The 18,267-nt window shown below is 67.2% G+C and carries 22 protein-coding genes; 17 read left to right on the forward strand and 5 right to left on the reverse strand.

The window, feature by feature from the left end; translation table 11 throughout:
* Window positions 1-14: 14 nt before the first annotated feature.
* A complete protein-coding gene (locus AWC31_RS26530; RefSeq protein WP_085147010.1) occupies window positions 15-1,238 on the forward strand; it encodes a glycosyltransferase in 1,224 nt (407 codons plus the stop codon).
* A 5-nt stretch (window positions 1,239-1,243) separates the two neighbouring features.
* Here the strand turns inward: AWC31_RS26530 and AWC31_RS26535 are convergent, their stop codons facing one another.
* Window positions 1,244-2,179, reverse strand: a complete 936-nt coding sequence (locus AWC31_RS26535; protein ID WP_110775263.1) for a glycosyltransferase family 2 protein — start codon at window positions 2,177-2,179, stop codon at window positions 1,244-1,246.
* A gap of 49 nt (window positions 2,180-2,228) precedes the next feature.
* Here AWC31_RS26535 and AWC31_RS26540 point away from each other — a divergent pair, with 49 nt between their 5' ends.
* Genes AWC31_RS26540 through AWC31_RS26580 form a run of 9 tightly spaced genes read left to right on the forward strand, consistent with a single transcriptional unit; the run spans window position 2,229 to window position 12,185 of the window.
* Window positions 2,229-3,173 carry an NAD-dependent epimerase/dehydratase family protein gene (locus AWC31_RS26540; protein ID WP_067843342.1) on the forward strand — a complete coding sequence of 315 codons (945 nt, stop codon included), beginning with the start codon at window positions 2,229-2,231 and terminating at the stop codon, window positions 3,171-3,173.
* Between the two features lie 9 nt (window positions 3,174-3,182).
* The gene (locus AWC31_RS26545) at window positions 3,183-4,796 is read left to right on the forward strand and encodes a carbamoyltransferase family protein (RefSeq protein WP_085147011.1); all 1,614 of its coding nucleotides are present in this window, start codon (window positions 3,183-3,185) and stop codon (window positions 4,794-4,796) included.
* A complete protein-coding gene (locus AWC31_RS26550; RefSeq protein ID WP_234817001.1) occupies window positions 4,793-6,283 on the forward strand; it encodes an HAD-IIIA family hydrolase in 1,491 nt (496 codons plus the stop codon). The genes AWC31_RS26545 and AWC31_RS26550 overlap by 4 nt, the downstream gene beginning before the upstream one ends.
* Window positions 6,280-7,296 (forward strand): glycosyltransferase family 9 protein, encoded by a 1,017-nt coding sequence (locus AWC31_RS26555; protein ID WP_085147015.1) that lies wholly within the window; start codon window positions 6,280-6,282, stop codon window positions 7,294-7,296. Before AWC31_RS26550 ends, AWC31_RS26555 begins: the two co-directional genes overlap by 4 nt.
* On the forward strand, window positions 7,296-7,883 hold the full coding sequence (locus AWC31_RS26560; RefSeq protein ID WP_067843749.1) for a D-sedoheptulose-7-phosphate isomerase: 588 nt from the start codon (window positions 7,296-7,298) through the stop codon (window positions 7,881-7,883). Before AWC31_RS26555 ends, AWC31_RS26560 begins: the two co-directional genes overlap by 1 nt.
* Complete coding sequence (locus tag AWC31_RS26565; RefSeq protein ID WP_234817002.1) at window positions 7,876-9,240, forward strand: PfkB family carbohydrate kinase; 1,365 nt, start codon at window positions 7,876-7,878, stop codon at window positions 9,238-9,240. The genes AWC31_RS26560 and AWC31_RS26565 overlap by 8 nt, the downstream gene beginning before the upstream one ends.
* Before the next feature lie 16 nt (window positions 9,241-9,256).
* The gene (locus tag AWC31_RS26570; RefSeq protein ID WP_085147018.1) at window positions 9,257-9,943 is read left to right on the forward strand and encodes an SDR family oxidoreductase; all 687 of its coding nucleotides are present in this window, start codon (window positions 9,257-9,259) and stop codon (window positions 9,941-9,943) included.
* The gene (locus tag AWC31_RS26575; RefSeq protein ID WP_085147347.1) at window positions 9,940-10,896 is read left to right on the forward strand and encodes a glycosyltransferase family 9 protein; all 957 of its coding nucleotides are present in this window, start codon (window positions 9,940-9,942) and stop codon (window positions 10,894-10,896) included. The genes AWC31_RS26570 and AWC31_RS26575 overlap by 4 nt, the downstream gene beginning before the upstream one ends.
* Window positions 10,893-12,185, forward strand: a complete 1,293-nt coding sequence (locus AWC31_RS26580) for a UDP-glucose dehydrogenase family protein (RefSeq protein ID WP_085147019.1) — start codon at window positions 10,893-10,895, stop codon at window positions 12,183-12,185. The genes AWC31_RS26575 and AWC31_RS26580 overlap by 4 nt, the downstream gene beginning before the upstream one ends.
* Here AWC31_RS26580 and AWC31_RS26585 read toward each other — a convergent pair.
* Window positions 12,174-12,581, reverse strand: a complete 408-nt coding sequence (locus AWC31_RS26585) for a low affinity iron permease family protein (RefSeq protein WP_085147022.1) — start codon at window positions 12,579-12,581, stop codon at window positions 12,174-12,176. The genes AWC31_RS26580 and AWC31_RS26585 overlap by 12 nt on opposite strands.
* Before the next feature lie 117 nt (window positions 12,582-12,698).
* Between AWC31_RS26585 and AWC31_RS38175 the strand changes: the two genes are divergently transcribed.
* Window positions 12,699-12,824 carry a hypothetical protein gene (locus AWC31_RS38175; RefSeq protein WP_272937913.1) on the forward strand — a complete coding sequence of 42 codons (126 nt, stop codon included), beginning with the start codon at window positions 12,699-12,701 and terminating at the stop codon, window positions 12,822-12,824.
* 9 nt (window positions 12,825-12,833) lie between these two features.
* A complete protein-coding gene (locus AWC31_RS26590; protein WP_234817003.1) occupies window positions 12,834-13,862 on the forward strand; it encodes a Ppx/GppA family phosphatase in 1,029 nt (342 codons plus the stop codon).
* On the opposite strand, the gene AWC31_RS26595 is transcribed toward AWC31_RS26590, so the two are convergent.
* Window positions 13,859-14,875 carry a DNA topoisomerase IB gene (locus AWC31_RS26595; protein ID WP_085147024.1) on the reverse strand — a complete coding sequence of 339 codons (1,017 nt, stop codon included), beginning with the start codon at window positions 14,873-14,875 and terminating at the stop codon, window positions 13,859-13,861. The two genes, AWC31_RS26590 and AWC31_RS26595, sit on opposite strands and share 4 nt — an antisense overlap.
* A 169-nt stretch (window positions 14,876-15,044) precedes the next feature.
* On the opposite strand from AWC31_RS26595, the gene AWC31_RS26600 reads away from it, so the two are divergent.
* A complete protein-coding gene (locus AWC31_RS26600; protein ID WP_067843763.1) occupies window positions 15,045-15,473 on the forward strand; it encodes a hypothetical protein in 429 nt (142 codons plus the stop codon).
* Here AWC31_RS26600 and AWC31_RS26605 read toward each other — a convergent pair whose 3' ends face one another.
* The gene (locus tag AWC31_RS26605) at window positions 15,474-15,905 is read right to left on the reverse strand and encodes an STAS domain-containing protein (RefSeq protein WP_085147026.1); all 432 of its coding nucleotides are present in this window, start codon (window positions 15,903-15,905) and stop codon (window positions 15,474-15,476) included.
* A gap of 785 nt (window positions 15,906-16,690) precedes the next feature.
* On the opposite strand from AWC31_RS26605, the gene AWC31_RS26610 reads away from it, so the two are divergent.
* The 4 genes from AWC31_RS26610 (at window position 16,691) to usfY (ending at window position 17,849) form a co-directional block, all read left to right on the forward strand.
* Window positions 16,691-16,924 carry a hypothetical protein gene (locus AWC31_RS26610; RefSeq protein ID WP_067843367.1) on the forward strand — a complete coding sequence of 78 codons (234 nt, stop codon included), beginning with the start codon at window positions 16,691-16,693 and terminating at the stop codon, window positions 16,922-16,924.
* 7 nt (window positions 16,925-16,931) lie between these two features.
* Entirely contained in the window at window positions 16,932-17,087 is a 156-nt protein-coding gene (locus AWC31_RS36960) for a DUF6131 family protein (protein ID WP_110775264.1), read from the forward strand.
* Window positions 17,088-17,119: 32 nt separating this feature from the next.
* Entirely contained in the window at window positions 17,120-17,377 is a 258-nt protein-coding gene (locus AWC31_RS26615) for a DUF7218 family protein (RefSeq protein ID WP_067843369.1), read from the forward strand.
* Window positions 17,378-17,540: 163 nt separating this feature from the next.
* Window positions 17,541-17,849 (forward strand): protein UsfY, encoded by a 309-nt coding sequence (gene usfY, locus AWC31_RS26620; RefSeq protein WP_085147350.1) that lies wholly within the window; start codon window positions 17,541-17,543, stop codon window positions 17,847-17,849.
* A gap of 66 nt (window positions 17,850-17,915) precedes the next feature.
* Here the strand turns inward: usfY and AWC31_RS26625 are convergent, their stop codons facing one another.
* Complete coding sequence (locus AWC31_RS26625; RefSeq protein ID WP_085147028.1) at window positions 17,916-18,260, reverse strand: hypothetical protein; 345 nt, start codon at window positions 18,258-18,260, stop codon at window positions 17,916-17,918.
* Window positions 18,261-18,267 lie beyond the last annotated feature (7 nt).

Below are 18,267 nucleotides of genomic sequence, written 5' to 3' on the forward strand. Positions count from 1 at the left end.
GAAGGAGGAGGCGAATGAAGATCGCGATGGTATCCGAGCATGCGAGCCCGCTGGCGGCACTGGGAGGCGTCGACGCAGGTGGACAGAACGTCCACGTGGCGGCGCTGTCTGCGGCGCTGAGCCGGCAGGGCCACCAGGTCAGCGTGTACACCCGGCGCGATGATCCCGACCTCCCCGAACGGATCGACACGCCAGACGGATACCGCGTGATCCACGTGCCCGCCGGGCCGGCGGAACCGATCCCCAAAGACGAACTGCTGCAGTACATGGGGGATTTCGCGCAGTTCCTGGACCTGGACTGGTCGATGGACCGGCCCGATGTCGTGCACGCCCATTTCTGGATGTCTGGCGTGGCCAGTCAATTGGCCGCACGCCACCTCAATCTTCCCGCTGTGCAGACATTTCACGCGCTAGGCGTGGTCAAACGCCGTCACCAGGGAGCACAGGACACCAGCCCGCCCGAGCGGTTGAAACTCGAGGCGATGGTGGCGCGCTGCGCGACGTGGGTTGCCGCCACCTGCACCGACGAGGTGTTCGAATTGATGCGGTTGGGCCGGTCGCGGTCGCGTACGTCGGTCGTGCCGTGCGGGGTGGATCTGAAACTGTTCAAGCCGGACGGCCCGATGGCACCGCGTGGCTCGCACTACCGCATCGTGAGTGTCGGCAGGTTCGTCGCCCGCAAGGGTTTTGATCTCGCGGTCCGCGCGCTGCCCGGTATCCCGAACGCCGAGTTGGTCATCGTGGGCGGTCCGCCGCCGTCAGCGCTCGAGAACGACCCTGAGGCCGTTCGACTTCGGCAACTCGCCCGCGAACTGGGCGTCTCGGATCGCGTGAAGCTGTGCGGATCGGTGGCGCGCGCCGACATGCCCGCGGTGCTGCGTTCGGCGGACGTCGTGGCATGCACGCCGTGGTACGAACCGTTCGGGATCGTGCCGCTGGAGGCCATGGCATGCGGTATTCCGGTGGTGGCGTCCGCGGTCGGCGGCATGCTCGACACGGTCGTGCACGACGTGACCGGGCGCCTGGTACCGCCGAAACGCCCGGACCTTCTCGCCGACGCCGTGGCCGGCCTGCTGCGCGACGAGTTCCTGCGCAAGAGCCTCGGCGCGGCCGGTCGTGATCGGGCCCGGTCACGCTATTCGTGGGACCGGATCGCCGCCGACACGCTGCGGGTGTATGACCGGGTCGGTCCCAGCGGATACATGCGTCAACCCACGACCAACGCATCGTCGGGATGACGGGGTCAGCGATGACGCCCGTTTCCACGCTCGAGAACCGCGAGCGCGTCCTCGACACCTGCGGGCAGCGTGCGCCGATGCGCCAGCACTGCGGGCAGCCGAACCATCGCCTCGGCCGCCGCGCGGGCATGCTCGCCGTCTCGGGCCGCGGCGCGCAGCAGCGAGCCCGTCGCGTCGACGCACTGTCGCATCGGCCGGCGCAGCCACGTGGTGAGCACGGCATTGCGCAGGCTTCGAGCGTCCTGGGCCGCGGTGGCCGGTCGCTGGGAAGACGGCTGATGGATGGCTTTCAGCTCGGGGCAATAGCACAGGTGCCAGCCCAACGCCGCGAGATCGAGCGCGAGCAGTTGCTCCTCGCCACGGAAGTGCAGGATCTCGCTGAACCCGCCGGCCGCCTCGAACGCCGATTTGCGGACCATCGCCGAACAGGCGAGGAATCCGAGGATCGACGGTCCCGGCAGATCCGGGCGGTGACCCAGCGCGCTGTTGGCCAGCTCCTCGACCATCGGATCGTCCCGGCGCTGCGGCCAGACCTCGGTACGGGCCGCGAGGACCGCGGTGTTGGGGTACCGGTCGAAGATCGCCGCACCACGGGCCGGAGCCGGCGGGTCCCACCACGAGTCGTCATCGCAGAACGCGATGTACGGCGTACGGCAGGCTGCGACACCGATGTTGCGGCCGACGGCACCGAGATTCGATTTCAGGCCGATCAGGACAACCCGGCCACCGGACCGCGACGCGATGCGTCTGACGGCCTCGACCGAGTCGTCTTCGGAGCCGTTGTCGACCACCGTGATGGGGCACTCGGTCTCGTCGAGCAGACGGTGTATCACCGACACCAGTTCGGCCGACCGATTGCGGCTCGCGATCACGAACGAGACCTTCTCGCTTACCGGGGCGCTCTCTTCGGTACAGGTGCCGGTTCGTTCAACAGAGTCCATGGAGTCCATAACCCGGCGAACTACCCGCGACGACGAACGGCAAACCCTCATGCATGAACTGAAGCGTGTCTTGGTAACCGGGGGCGGCGGCTTCCTCGGCGGTCATCTGTGCGAACGCATGCTCGATGAGGGCCTCGAAGTGATCTGCGTCGACGATCTGTCGACCAGTGCCCCCACCGCCGCCGGCCTGCTGCGCGACCGCGAGGGCTACCAGTTCGTCCAACACGACATCAGTGACCCGCTGACCGAGATACCAGCCGTGGACACGATCTTCCACCTGGCATCGCCCGCGTCGCCGGTGGACTATCAACGCCTGCCGTTGCAGACCCTGCGCACCGGTGCGCTCGGCACGGCGAACGCACTCGAGGTCGCCGAACGCTGTGGCGCGCGGCTGGTGCTGGCGTCGACGAGTGAAGTCTATGGCGACCCGCTGGAACATCCACAGCGGGAAAGCTATTGGGGCAATGTCAATCCCGTCGGCCCGCGCAGTATGTACGACGAAGCCAAACGATTTGCCGAGGCGTTGACGTTCTCCTATCAGCGGGCGCGAAACGCCGACATCGGGGTCGCGCGGATATTCAACACATACGGCCCGCGCATGCGCGCCGACGACGGCCGCATCGTGCCGACGTTCTGCCGCCAGGCTCTGGCCGGGGAGCCCATCACCGTACACGGTTCGGGCAGGCAGACCCGGTCGCTGTGCTACGTCGACGACACCGTCGCGGGCTTGCTGGCGCTGGCCCGAAGCGACTGTGCCGGGCCCATCAACATCGGAAACCCGCACGAGCTCACGGTTCTGCAGATCGCCGAACTCATCCGTGAGCTGGCCGGCAGTCAGTCGCCGGTCGAGTTCGTCGCGCAGGGAGATGACGATCCACAGCGGCGCTGCCCCGATATCACCGCGGCGTCCGAACAGCTCGGCTGGCGACCGCGGGTCGATTGCCGTCGTGGTTTGGCGATGACCCTCGAATGGTTTGCCGAACAAGGACTTTAGGAGGCTTTTGTGCGCATACTCGGAATCAACGCAGTGTTCCACGACCCGGCCGCGGCCCTGGTCGTCGACGGACGGATCGTGGCGGCGGCCGAGGAAGAGCGGTTCAGCCGCCGCAAGCACGGTAAGCAGGCAGTGCCGTTCTCGACGTGGGAGATCCCGGTGCAGTCGGCTCGCTGGTGCCTGGACCAGGCGGGCTTGTCGCCTGCCGATCTCGACGCGGTCGGGTACTCCTACGATCCCCGGCTGATGCAGGGCCAGGACACCGATCTTGCCGGGCTCGACCGGGATTGGGAGTACCTGCGGACCCTCTACGCCGAACGGGCACCCAAGTTCATCCAGTCGGCGCTGCCCGGGCTTGACCCGTCGATCGTCCAATATGTCCGTCACCACGTGGCGCACGCGGCGTCCAGCGCATTGGCCTCACCGCATCCGGACTGCGCGGTGCTGGTCGTCGACGGCCGCGGCGAACGTACCTCGATGTTGGCCGGCACCTACACCGAGCACAAGCTCGACGTGCTGGCCACCCAGCAGCTGCCGCATTCGCTCGGTCTGCTCTACGAGGAACTGACCGAACACCTCGGGTTCAAGCGGTCCAGCGACGAGTACAAGGTCATGGCGATGGCTTCCTACGGAAAGCCGCGATTCGCCGACGAATTCCGTGAGCTGGTGTACGCCACCGGGGACGGCGGGTTCCGCACCGAGCCGGTCGACTGGCAGAAGTTCGGAACCGGGTGGGACGACCGGGTGGACCTGGCCTGCAGCGTGCAACGGGTCCTCGAAGAGGTTCTGCTCGATCTGGTGCATTGGTTACGCGCCCGCACCGATCACGACAACCTGTGCCTGGCCGGCGGGGTGGCGCTCAATTGCGTTGCCAATACGAAGATTCACAACAACGGCGGCTTCCGCAATGTGTGGGTGCAGCCGGCGGCAGGCGATTCCGGCACCGCGCTCGGCGCAGCGCTGTCGCTGGCGGCCGAAGCCGGTGAGAAGCTCGAGCCCATGCCGTCGGCGGCGCTGGGCCGCGGCTGGTCCGACGACGAGATCGGGGCGGCGCTCACCGAAGCCGCGGTGCCGCATGAACGCCCCGCCGATCTGGCCGCCGTGGTGGGCGACGCGCTGGCCGACGACCAGGTGATCGGATGGTTCCAGGGGCGCTCGGAGTTCGGCCCCAGAGCACTGGGCAGGCGGTCACTGCTGGCCGATCCCCGGCGCGCCGAGAATCTGGAGCGGCTCAACACGGTGAAGGGGCGCGAACAGTTCCGTCCGGTCGCCCCGATGGTGCTCGCCGAACGCGCGGCTGAGATCTTCTCGGGCGGCCCATTGCCAAGTCCCTACATGCTTTTCGTCCACGACGTCGCCGAGGACTGGCACTCGAGGATTCCGGCGGTGACCCATGTCGACGGCACCGCCCGGATCCAGACCATCGAGCCGAGCGACGCTCTGATGCACGCCACGATCAGCCGGTTCGCTGACCGCACCGGCGTGCCGGTGGTCGTCAACACGAGCTTCAACACCGCTGGGCGTCCGATGGTCGACAGCCCCCGCGATGCGCTCGAATGCTTCGGCAGCGCACCGATCGACATGCTGGCGATCGGCCCGTTCGTCGTGCGGAGGCCCCGGTGAGCGGTCCGGTGAACTTCGCGATCGTGGTGCCCACCATCGGCCGGAAGACGTTGCAGCGCTTGTTGGCAGCGCTGGAGAAGTCGGATGGCCCGACGCCGGAAGCGGTGATCGTCGTCGACGATCGCCCCGAACCGGACCCACCGCTGCTCATCACGGCGAACCTGCCCGTCACAGTGCTCCGCAGCGGGGGCCGCGGACCCGCGGCCGCGCGTAATGTGGGCTGGCGCAGCAGCACCGCCCGCTGGATCTGCTTCGTGGACGACGATGTGCGGCCTCATCCCGGCTGGCTCAAGGCGCTCGCCGAGGACCTGAAGGCCGCTGAAGCCGCCGGTGCGGTGGGCTCGCAGGCCGTCATCGATGTGCCGGTGCGGCCCGGGCGCCGCAGCACCGACGACGAGCGCCGTACGCAGCGATTGGCCACGGCCCAGTGGATCACCGCGGACATGGCCTACCGGCGGTCGGCCCTCGTCGAGGTCGGTGGGTTCGACGAGCGGTTCCCACGGGCCTACCGCGAAGACTCCGATCTCGCGTTGCGAATCACCATGGCGGGCAACAGGATAATCCAAGGCGCGAGGCGATCGAGGCACCCGGTCGCACGTGCGACGTGGCTGAGCAGTATCCGGGCGCAGCGCGGCAACCGCGACGACGCCCTGATGCACCGCAAGTACGGCCGGGGCTGGCGTCCGGCGATCGGCGAAGGACGTGGGCGGTTGCCCGCCCACCTGGCCACGACAGCCGCCGCAATGTTCGCCGTCGCGGGCCGGGGGCGTCCCGCAGCACGGTGGGCGGCACTCGGATGGCTCGCGCTGACCGTCGAATTCGCGGTGCGCCGATTCCTGGCCGGGCCGCGCACCGTCACCGAAGCGGCGCGCATGCTGATCACGAGCATCCTGATCCCGCCCGTCGCGGTGTACCACCGGCTGCGCGGTGAGTGGGATTTCCGTGGCGCGCATCGGGATCCACCACTCGCGGTGCTGCTGGACCGTGACGACACCATCATCGAGGACGGTCCGTACCTCAACGACCCCGACGGGGTCCGGCCTGTCGCGGGCGCAGTCGAGGCGCTGAACAAGTTACGTGAGCGCGGGTTGATGCTGGCCGTCGTGTCCAATCAGTCCGGTATCGCCAAGGGCCTGATCAGCACCAGTCAACTCGCCGATGTCAACGCCCGGGTCGACGCGCTGCTCGGCCCGTTCGACTCCTGGCAGATCTGCGTACACGATGCCGGCGACAACTGCTCGTGCCGTAAGCCGGCGCCCGGGATGGTCATGGCCGCCGCTGAGGCGCTCGGCGTCCAGCCGAGCCGGTGCGTGTTGATCGGTGATACGGGCGGTGATGTGCAGGCGGCGCTTTCGGCGGCCGCCGATGCGGTCCTGGTGCCGACGGATCGCACGTTGCCACAGGAGATCTCGGACGCCCGGGCCAGGGCGCGCGTGGCCTCGACTCTGGAGGACGCGGTTTCTCTCGTCCTGAGGGATGCCCGATGAGTGCGCTGGTGGCCAGGCTGGACAGCGCCGGTGACGTCCTGATCACCGGGCCGGCCGTCCGTGCCGTCGCCGCTGCCCACGGCCCGGTGACGTTTTTGGCCGGACCACGGGGCCGGGCCGCGGCCGAACTGCTGCCAGGCGTTGGTGACATCGTCGAATGGCAGGCGCCCTGGGTCGATTTCGATTCGCCGGAACTGACGGCGGGCCATGTGGAAGCACTGGTCAAACAGCTTCGGGACATCGCACCGGACCGGGTCTTCATCTTCACGTCGTTTCACCAGTCGCCGTTGCCGTTGGCGCTGCTGTGCCGGATGGCAGACGTCGGCTGGGTCGGCGCGATCAGTGAGGACTATCCGGGCACGCTGCTTAACCTCCGCCACCATGTCCAAGGGGGTGTCCCTGAGCCCGAGCGGGCGCTGTCGCTCGTCCGGGCCGCGGGTTTCGACCTGCCGGCAGACGACGACGGGTCGCTCATGGTGCGAACTCCACCGCCGCTGAGCGGTGAGCTGGCCCGAAAGGTCGGCAGCGAGCCATTCGTGGCGTTCCACCCCGGTGCCGCGGTCCCGGCCCGACGCCCGACGGCGGCGCGCAGTGCGGGTATGGTGCGCGCGCTCACCCGGGCGGGTCACCGCGTCGTGGTGACGGGCGACGAGCACGAGCGTGAGCTGACGGCCCAGGTCGCCGCCGGTGTCGCCGTGGACCTGGGTGGGGACACCACGCTGACCACGCTGGCAAGCGTGTTCGCGCAAGCCGACGTCGTGATCGCACCGAACACCGGCCCCGCACACCTGGCCGCCGCCGTCGGAGTGCCGGTGGTATCGCTGTTCGCACCGGTGGTACCGGCTGAGCAATGGAGCCCATACGCACGCAACGTGATTCGCCTCGGCGACCAAGAGGCGCCGTGCCGGCTGACCCGGGCGAGGACCTGCCCGGTGCCCGGCCATCCGTGTTTGGACGGCATCACCGACGCCGAGCTACTGGCTGCGGTCGATCGACTGGGAGGTAGGAAATGATGATCGACACCCATATTTCGGCACTCGCTGCCGCAGTGGACCGCATCGATGGTGAGGCGGCCCGGCTGACCCGGTGGGGCCGACACCTCGCCGAGGTGCTGACCGCCGACGCGCGTCTGCTGGCGTGCGGCAACGGTGGCAGTGCGGCCGAGGCGCAGCACTTGACCGCCGAGCTGGTCGGCAGATTCCGCGACGAACGAATACCGTTGTCGGCCATCGCCTTACATGCCGACACCTCGGCGCTGACCGCAATCTGTAACGACTACGGTCCGGACGAGATGTTCGCGCGCGGCGTGCGGGCACATGGCAGACCGGGCGATGTGCTCGTCGCGCTGTCGACGAGCGGCACCAGCCCGAACGTGCTGGCGGCCGTCAAGGCCGCGCACGAGATGGGCCTGACGACGTGGGCGCTCACCGGGCCCGCGCCGAACCCGTTGGCGGCGATGTGCGACGACGCGATCTGCGTAGAGGCGCCCAGCACGGCGACCGTTCAGGAGATCCATCTGCTCCTGGTGCACTCCCTGTGCATCGCACTCGACGATGCCCTGCCGAACAGTGGCGGTGTGTTGGGAGCCTGCGGTGGGTAGGCCGGTGGTGATCGTCGGCGACTGCATGCTCGACGTCGACATCGAAGGAAGCGCAACCCGGCTGAGCCCAGAGGCGCCGGTTCCGGTCGTCGACGCGGAGCGGGTATGGCAACGGCCCGGCGGAGCGGGCCTGGCGGCAGTGCTGGCAGCGCGGGGCGAGGACGACGTCGTACTCGTGACCGCCATCGCCGACGACGCGGACGGCCGCAGGCTGGCTGATCTCCTCGCGTCCGCGGGCGTCACCGTGGTGGCACTGCCCATGACCGGTACCACGGTGTGCAAGACCAGGATTCGTGCGGTCGGCCAGTCCATGCTGCGTCTCGACCACGGTGACGGCACAGTGACCGACGGGCAACTGCCGGACCGGGCCGCCCAGGTGCTCGCCGATGCGCGTGCAGTCTGTGTGGCTGACTACGGCAGGGGAGTGGCCGCTCATCGCGGTCTGCGGCGGTTGCTCGAGCGCGCCGCCGAACGGGTGCCGCTGGTCTGGGATCCGCATCCGCGTGGCGCCGCCCCCGTCCCCGGCTGCCATCTGGTGACCCCGAATCAGGATGAGGCGCAAGGTCGGTCAGCAGAATCGTTGCGCCGCGACTGGCAGGCGCGCGCGGTGTGCGTGACACTGAGCAGCCGAGGGGCGGTGCTGGCAACCGACGCCGACGGCAGCGTGCATGTGCCCGTCCCCGCCGCCGCGGCCGCGGGCTCCGGACGATCGGACACGTGCGGTGCGGGCGACCGCTTCGCCGTCGCCGCGACGCTCGCCCTGGCCGATGGTCATGACGCCGAGGCCGCGGTCGCCGCTGCTGTCGAGGCGGCGAGCCGCTTCGTCGCGACCGGCGGCGCGGTCGGAGTGTCGAGCCCAACCGATTTCGGTGCGCACTCGGGCGCCATGACCGAACCCGCTGCCATCGTGGGTGACGTCGTCGAGGTGCGCGACCGGTTACGCCGGCGGTCCGGCAGGCTCGTGGCCACCGGAGGGTGTTTCGACCTCCTGCACACGGGCCACGTCCGGCTGCTGCACCAGGCCCGTCAGCTCGGCGACGCGTTGGTGGTGCTGCTGAATTCCGATTCCTCGGTACGGGCTTTGAAAGGCCCGACCCGGCCGGTGATGGCAGCAGCGGACCGGGCCAGGGTGCTGTGCGCGCTGGCCTGTGTGGACGCGGTCGTCATATTCGACGAGTCCTCACCCGAGCATCAACTCGAGCGGTTGCGCCCGGATGTGTGGGTCAAGGGCGGCGACTACACCGAGGCCGACCTTCCCGAAGCGCAAGTGGTGCGCAGGCACGGCGGTGAAGTCGTTTTACTGCCGACCGTTGCGGGCTATTCATCGACCAATCTGATCGCCGCGATGCGGTCATGATCGAGAGGGGCAATTCGTGAACCTTGGCAACATCATCATCACCGGTGGTGCGTCGGGCCTCGGCGCGGCAACCGTCAAAGCCGTTGCGCGCCACGGTGGTACGCCGATGGTCATCGACCGCAAGCCGCCCGCGGCCGGAGTCGCGTACGAGTGCGCAGACCTCGCCGACACCGAAGCCGTCGACGCGGCGGTGCGCCGGCTGGCCGAGCAGGCCGGCGGCGTCGTCAACGGGGTGTTCACGGCGGGCGGCACCGACGCATGCGGCAAGCTCGGCGATGTCGCCGTGAAGGACTGGGAGCGGGTCGTTCACGTGAACCTGCTCGGGACCGTCGCCGTCATCCGCTCCGCGCTGCCCTACCTCAAAGCCAGCAGTGGGCGCATCGTCACGTGCGCCTCGACGCTGGGCATCAAGGCCGTCAGCGACGCGACCGCGTACTGCGCCTCGAAGTTCGGTGTCGTGGGTTTCAGCCGGGCGCTTGCCGCCGAGCTCGCCGGGGAGGTCGGGGTGACCATGTTGATTCCCGGCGGGATGCACACGGCGTTCTTCGACGGCCGTGACGAACAGTACAAGCCGCCGCCGGATGCCAAGCTCAACGATCCCGAGAACGTCGCCGAGACCGTGGTTTTCGCGTTGACCCAACCGCCCGGCTGCGAGGTACGCGAACTGGTGGTCTGTGCGTCCACGGAGTCGTCGTGGCCATGAGGCCCGCCACGGTGACGCCCGACGTGCAGAACATCCTGGTACTGCGCGCGTTGGGTCTCGGCGATCTGTTGACCGGCATCCCGGCGCTGCGCGGTTTACGTCGCGCGTATCCGGCGGCTCACATCGTCCTCGCGGCCCCGCAGCGGTTCGGTGAGCTCGCCATGCTGTCCGGTGCGGTGTCGGGAGTGGTGGACACGCCGGCCCTCGGCCGGCTGCCGGGTTGGCGGCAACCGCCCGACATCGCGGTGAATCTGCACGGCCGCGGTCCCGAGAGCATCGCCGACCTCATTGCGCTGCAGCCGAAGTCGGTGCTGAGCCATCGGCACGCGGACTATCCCGAGCTGGCCGGTCCGCCCTGGCGCACCGACCTGCACGAGGTCGACCGCTGGTGCCACATGCTGGAATGGCACGGAATCGCCTGCGATCCGGCCGATCTGACAGTCGAGCGGCCGCACGGTTATCCGGAGCGGCCGGGGGTGGTGGTGATCCACCCCGGTGCTGCCTTCGCCGCGCGCCGCTGGCCGACCGATCGATACGCCGCGGTTGCCGCCGCGCTGCACGCCGCCGGGCACGAGGTCGTGGTGACCGGGGACGCCCGCGAGATCGACCTCGCCCGGTCCGTCGCCGAACAAGCCGGGTTGCCCGAAACGGCGGTCTTGGCAGGAACACTCGACGTTCTCGGGCTGGTGGCACTGATCAGCGATTGCCGGTTGTTGGTGTGCGGCGATACGGGCGTGGGCCACGTCGCGACCGCCACGTCGACACCGTCGGTGTTGCTGTTCGGACCGACCCCGCCCAGCCGGTGGGGTCCTCGCGGGGACGGCCCGCACGTGGCCCTGTGGGCCGGTGACAAAGGCGATCCGCACGGCGGTGAGCCGCACCGCGGGCTGTTGCTGATCACCGTTCCCCGGGTGCTCGAAGCCGTCGAGGGGGTGCTGGGAGTGCGAACATGAAAGTTGGAGTCGTTGGTGCCGGCTACGTCGGCCTGACCACCGCGGTATGCCTCGCCGAGCGCGAGCATGACACGGTCTGTGTCGACATCGACGTGGACCGGTTGCAGCGGTTGACATCCGGCGAGGTGCCGGTCGACGAGCCGGGTCTGCCCGAACTGCTGGCGGCGGGCCTACGAGCGGGGACACTGCGATTCAGCGGCGAGTACGGCGAACTGGCCGACCGCGACGCGGTCTTCGTATGCGTGCCGACGCCCAGCGGCCCGGACGGGTCCGCCGATCTCACCGCGATCGACCGCGTCGTCGAACAACTCGCCGCGACCCTGCGGCCGCAGGCGATCGTCGTGCTGAAGTCGACCGTGCCGGTGGGGACCACCCGCCAGGTCGCAGACCGGCTGCGCGGCACCGGTATCCGCGCGGTGTCCAATCCCGAGTTTCTGCGGGAGAGCCACGCCGTATACGACTTCCGGCACCCCGACCGCATTCTGATCGGGTCGGTCGATGAATCCGCCGCCGACACCGTCCAGAGTTTGTACGGCGCCGGTGAAGGCGAGACGCTGCGGATGAGTCCGGAAAGCGCCGAACTGTCCAAGTACGCCAGCAACGCATTCCTCGCGGTGAAGATCTCCTACACGAACTCGTTGGCGCAGTTGTGTTCCCGTGTCGGTGCCGACATCGGCGACGTCACGCGGTGCATGGGAGCCGATTTCCGCATCGGCAGGCACTTCCTGCAACCGGGGCCGGGCTGGGGAGGATCCTGCCTGCCCAAAGACACCGCTGCGTTGTTGCACACCGGGCGGGAGCACGGCGTCGCATTGCCCGAGGTGGAGTCGGCCCGCACGACGAATCATGCGCAGACCGACCGGATTGCCGCGGCGTTGAGCCGGTCCATGTCGGCACCGCTTGCCGCCTCGCGCATTGCCGCACTGGGTTTGACATTCAAGGCCGGTACGTGCGATATCCGGGATTCGCCTGCGCTCGCGATCAGTGGTGAACTGACCAAGCGGGGAGCCCAGATCGTCGGCTATGACCCGCGCGTCGCGATGATTGACCACGCTGCTCTGCGTCGCCACGCCGTTGCGGCAGTGGATGATCCGTACGTCGCCACGAAGGAGGCCGATGCCATCGTGGTGTTCACCGAATGGCCGGAGTTCTGCGACCTCGACTGGCGCCAGATTGCCGAGCAGGCGCCGGGCGCGGTCGTGGTGGACACGCGAAACTTACTGGAGCCGAGGATGATCCGGGACGCGGGACTGCCGTACTTGGGCAATGGCACGGTCTCAGGTTTTTGAGGCGGTGTCGTCGCCCTCGTGGTGATGCGCGTCGTGTAGCTGCTCCTGCTCACGCACCTCATGCTTTTCGAGGTCCATGAAATCGTCCCTGGCATCGGTGGTGGCCTGGATCAGTTCGTCGAGTTTGATCAGGATGGCCTTGGTCTCGCGGTTGGTGGTGTACTGAAGCACGAACAGCATGGGAAGGGTGACCACGGCGGCGGTGGAGTGGATCAGCGCCTGCCACCAGTGATCGAACCCGACGACGGTACCCGCTACGACGTAGCAGGCCATGATGGCCAGGACAGCGATCGCGGTCCACCGCGCACCGGTGAACCTGCTGATGGCATCGAGAAGAGCGCTCAGCGCGCGGTGTCGGCCATCTGCGCCTGGAGCCGCAGGCTGGTCGGGTGTCATCACGGTCGCCCTCGAGATCCGGGCCTGTCGGCCCGCAAAGGTGATACCGCATCGGAGGCGTGGTCAAACATCGGGTTTGAGCAGTACGACCGCGGGTACCCAACCGCGGTCGCGCAATTGAGTGGCGAACTGAAGGCCTGCGACGCGAGCCGCATCGCCTCAGCGGGCCATCTCGGACGCGCCGAAGCCACGGGGGCCGCCGACATGGCGGCGTCCTCACCCGGTGGTGAGGGCAGGCGCTAGGAGATGGGAATGCACATGCGGCTCGGAGTTCTGGATGTCGGCTCGAATGCCGCCCAGTTACAAGTGGTCGACGCATTCGCCGGTGCGCCGCCGTTGCCCATTCGGGCGGTGAAGATACCGACCCGGCTCGGCGAGGAGGCCAGCAGCGACGGTGCGATCGGTCAAAGCGGTATGGACCGGATAGTCGCAGCCGTCCGGGTGGCGATCGAATCAGCACATGCCCTGCATGTCGATCAGCTGTATCCATTCGTCACGGCGGCCATCCGCGACTCGAGCAATCGCGACGAGGTGCTGCAGTTGGTCGCCGACGAAACGGGAACACGTCTGCGTTACCTGAGCGGTGAGCAGGAAGCCAGGCTGACCTATTTCGCGGTGCGCAGTTGGTATGGCTGGCAAGCCGGACGGCTGCTCAACATCGACATCGGCGGAGGCTCGATGGAACTCGCGTTCGGGCGCGACGCGATACCCGATCTCGCGGTATCCCTGCCGCTCGGGGCGGGCCGCGTCAGCACCATGTTCCTGCGGCCCGACCCCCCGTCGAAGGCTCAGGTCAAAGACCTGCGCCGGCATGTGCGTCAGCAGGTGCGCGAGGTCGCCAACCGGGTGCAGTGGGAGGGAACGCCACGGCGCGTGGTCGCGACGTCGAAAACGTTCAAGCAGCTGGCCCGGTTCGGTGGCGCGGCGTGCGGGCGCAAGGGACCGTTCGTGCGTCGTACGGTATCGAGAACACAAGTCGCACAGTCCATTCAGAACCTGATGGGCGTCAGCGTGCAGGAGCGGGCCCAGTTCCGCGGCATCAAGCCGGCCCGGGCATGGCAGATACTCGGTGGCGCGGTCGTGGCATACGAGGCGATGCGCTGTCTGGGTATCGACCAAGCCGAGGTCAGCCCATGGGCGCTGCGTGAAGGCATCATGCTGGAATACCTGTCCTCACTGCGTATCCCGGAAGGTGAACTGTCCTTGCAGCCGTTGGCATTCGACCGGTCGAGCGAGGATCCCGCGCAGGCGAATGTCACCACGCTCCCGCGTAAGGTCTAGCTCGCGGCGACCTTGCGGATCATCCGTGCGGTGCTGCGCTCCACGACGGCCTGACGTTCGTCGGCGTCTTTGATCCGCTCGGCGCGGCGGAGGCCCGCGGCGATCGTGATGCCGTCCCGATAGCCCTCGACCACACGCGGATCGACGTACGCGCTGCGCGCGACGGCCGGCGTGTTGCCCAACGCTTCGGCGACTTCGCGCATCACCGCGGACTCGACGCGTTTGATCACCTTGTCATCGACGGGCGGATCGGCCTCGGCGAATGACTCCGCCGCCAGCACCGTCCCGTGCCAGGTCCGCAGATCTTTGACCGTGTATTCCTCGCCGACCATCTCCTTGAACCTGATATTGAGGTCCTCGGCGTGAATATCGGCCCAGTCGGCGGAGTTTCGGCACACCAGAAAGCGATCCCCGGGCTTTCTGCCGCGTTGCAGTGCGCGGGCCGCCCGCACCACCTCGCTGTCGGAGACGATCAGTGTGCGCCGCACGCCGCTCTTGGCCGGATAGTCGAACTCGACCGAATCGGTGTGCACGGTGACGTGTTCGCACTGCAGGGTGGCGATCCCGAAGGAATTGTTCTCCTCGGCGTATTGATCGCCGCCCGCCCGGAAATAGCCGAGATCGAGCAGTCGCAGGCCGAGCGCGAGGACACGATCCCGCGCGAGGCCTCGGGTCGTGAGGTCTTTCGCGATGTGCTTGCGCCAGTCCGGCAGGGCGTCCGACAACTCGAGGACGCGGTCGAACTTCTCCTCACCGCGTTCGGCCTGCCACTGTTGGTGGTAGAGATACTGGCGCCGCCCGGCGGCGTCCGTTCCGACGGCTTGGATATGTCCGTTGGCGTACGGACAAATCCACACTTTCTTCCACGCGGGCGGTATCACGAGGGCCTCGATGCGCTGCAACGTCGCCTTGTCGGTTACCGTTCGGCCGTCGTCGTCCTGGTAGCTGAAACCGCGACCGCGCCGCACCCGGTGCAGGCCGGGCCCGCGCACTACGCTACGGCGAAGGCGCATGTTGATCGGCTCGCGGTGCGTTTAACCTGGGGTTCACCCGGGGTACTAGCCAAACATGACATCGTTAGGTCGTCACTTCGGCGGGAATGGCGAAGTTCGCCGGACACCGGTTGACGGCAACCTTGATGGCGGGGTTGACGGCGGGCTGCCTTTCCCGCGTCCGTTGAGTCTGCTTCACGCGAAGCGTTTACCCCGCGGCACGGTCGATCACACCCATCCGCACGACACCCTGGAGTTCCGCGTACCGGCGCGAATGGACAGGTTGTCGACGGTCCGAACGGTGCTGGCCGCCCTGGCCGCGTTCGATGATCTCGACCTGGACGCGGTCGCCGATCTACGCCTCGCGGTCGACGAGGCCTGCGCCGTGCTGATCGACTCGGCAGCGCCCGGCGCTTTACTGACATTGGTCGTGGAACCACACAGGGATGCGCTCGTGATACACGCATCCACGCCCCGCGCCGACGCCGAGATCCCCGCCCTGGGCGGATTCAGCAGGCACGTGCTGTCGGCATTGACCGACGACGTCCGGACGTTCCATGCCGGGCAGGTGTTCGGCATCTCGCTGACGACGCGGCGAAGGTGGGCGTCGGCGAACTAGTCAACGCTCCTTCGCGACTAGTTGCAGCGGCCGGGGTTCGGTGCGCAGCGACGAGAGAGCCGCCGCCGCGTCCGACGATGTCGGCAGGGCCGCATCGGGGTCGCAGATCCGCAACACCCGGGATACCGCTTTACTCGGTATCAGCACCCAATCGACGTTCTCACCGACGCACCGCACGTTCACGGTGTGCAGCGAGGCGAAGCACGCGGCCCCGAAGAACGTCACCGCACTGAGGTCGAGGACGAGCTTTCCGTCCGTCCGGACGTGCTCGAGGCCGTAGTCGGTGAATTCGGCGGCATTGGCGGCGTCCAGTTCGCCGGTCGCGCTCACCATGGCGGTCGTCGGCCACAGCCAACGAGAGCTGAACTGTGCGCGGTCGTTGCCATCGCCTGGTATCGGAGTCGCCCTTTTGGCGACGCTTATGGTTGGCATTTTGGTGACTCCATCAGTAGAAAAACACGCTTCGTACTGCGGTCACGTCAGAATTAGGCTCTGCTCGCTTAAAGCCCCCAGCGCAGGAGACCCACTGCCTGCACGTCAATGACGATTCCAGCTGGCTGTGAACTCAACCTAGATCAGACTCTACGCCCCATGGTGACGACCAACAATCGATGTAAGACGGTTCTCATAAACTGCTTGTTGACCGGCGACAATGGGCCGAAAATTCTTGCCGGAGAAAAGAAATGACGTGGTTACCCGCGTAAGGGCGGACTGCTCTCCCCGAGCCCGCCCCCGCGGTTCAGCAAACCGCAGCGGGGTTACCGGCAGGACCCCCAACTGCGGAATGGGCAATTGCATGACGTCTGAGTCAATATCACCCAACTGACCCATGGTTGACTGCTCAAACAATCGGCACTGCCCCGGGCATCCGTCGGCTGCCGCGATCTCGACGGGTCCCGGTTTGCCCGCCCGTTCACCGTCGCACCACCAAAGGTGTTGGCAGCATCAAGAATTCCGCCCAGGGTTCGTCGGCCATGCCAGTAACGGCCGGGCAGGCCGAATCGAACCACTCGGGTCATAAAGCTCTGTGACACTGTCAGTTTGGCTGAAATGCAGAGTGGCCAGACTGGTGTCCAGGGCTGTGGTGGCACCGCGGGGGGTGATCGCGTCGGCGTCGTCGACCACCCGCGATGTCGACGATGATCAAGGAGCGGACGCCGTGCGCGGTGCGGTTTGCCGAATGTTTGACAGGCGAACCGTCGGGGTAATCGCGGGTCATGAGACTTGGTGGATTGTTCGGAACACTCGTACTCATCTGGTTGCTGATCGGTGTGCTGGCAGCGTGGCAACGCGACTACTTCCGCACCGGGTCGACAAGTTGCGCGGCGGCGGGCGATATCGCACTCACGGTGCTGGCAGGCCCGCTCAACTACGCCGGCGTGAATCCGAAGGTAGGCGAATGCCGCCTACCCGAACCGAGCGCGATGAACGTCATCGCCAACGTGAAGTGAGGTTGTCATGATTGTCCTCGGAGCGATTTTGCTCATCCTCGGGCTGGTGCTGAACATCTACTGGCTGTGGGTGATCGGCGTGATCCTGTTGGTGGTGGGTGCCGTGTTCTGGCTGCTCGGGTCGATCGGCCGGCCGGTCGCCGGACGCCGGACCTGGTATTGAACGACGGCGGGCACCGAGTAAGGAGGTGAACGATGCCGAATTCATCGATCAAAGACGAGAAGTTGTACGAGGATTTGCGCAAGCAGGGCAACTCGAAGGAGAAAGCCGCGCGCATCTCCAACGCCGCGGCGGCCAAGGGCCGGTCAAAGGTCGGGCGGTCGGGCGGCAAGTCCGGATCGTACGAGGACTGGACCGTTTCCGATCTTCGTGATCGCGCGAAAAAGCTTGGTCTGAAAGGCTATTCGGACAAGAACAAGCGCGAACTGGTCGGCATGCTCAGGAATCACTGAGCGCTTTCCGTCAGCAACTGGCGCCGGTTGCCCGTACCCAACTGGGGATGGGGAGCCGGCGCCAGTTTTCGTGATGTCCGTTTGGCCGCCAGCTGCCGCAGATCGATCTACCGTGGAAAGTGCCCACACCAGCACGGGGCGTGCTATGGCGGAAGGAGCAGCCATGAAAGGCCCGAAAGATCCAGTCGACCATGCCAGGACGACCCGGCCGCACGCTGGCGAGTCCATGAAAGACAACGTCATAATGCCCGCGCTCATCGTGATCGGACTCGCGTTGGTGTTGTTCGTCGGGTGCCTGGCCGCGTTCGCCAGCGGCCACCCGGACGTGGGATTCACCATCGGCGGCCTGTCCGCGGTCGGCTTCGTGATCGGTTCGCTTTGGCTGGCCCTTGAGCACATGCGGGTTCGGCGGATAGAAGACCGCTGGTATGCCGATCACCCCGGCGTCATGAGGCAGGGCCCCAGCAGCTGAGGCCCGCTCGTCCGACCGGCCCAGGCAGGCCGGGCGATAGAGTGCGGCGTGAATGAGGGCCGCGGATCAGAAGGTCAGCGCCAGGACGGCGAAGTCGATGGCCAGCAGGGCCAAACCGGCGATGGGCACGAGGATTCCGTTCCTCAACCGTGCGGTGAAGATCGAAACCGCGATGGTAACCACGGGTACCACCGGCGCACCGTAAAACAGCACACCAAACCAGAATTCGCCCGGCCCCTGGTTCGCGCACGCATCGTCGGCGCATCCCGCCATGCTCATGACCGCGCCCATTCCATACGCGAACACCGCGATGGCCGCCGGTATCGTCAGGAACGCGAGCAACCAGGTGGCAGAAAGCCGGAAGCGCTGCGGACGTTGATCTTGACGTTCCTCGATCTGTGATTCGGTCATGGTCCTC

The sequence above is a fragment of the Mycolicibacterium wolinskyi genome (assembly GCF_002101965.1).
Taxonomy (GTDB): domain Bacteria; phylum Actinomycetota; class Actinomycetes; order Mycobacteriales; family Mycobacteriaceae; genus Mycobacterium; species Mycobacterium wolinskyi.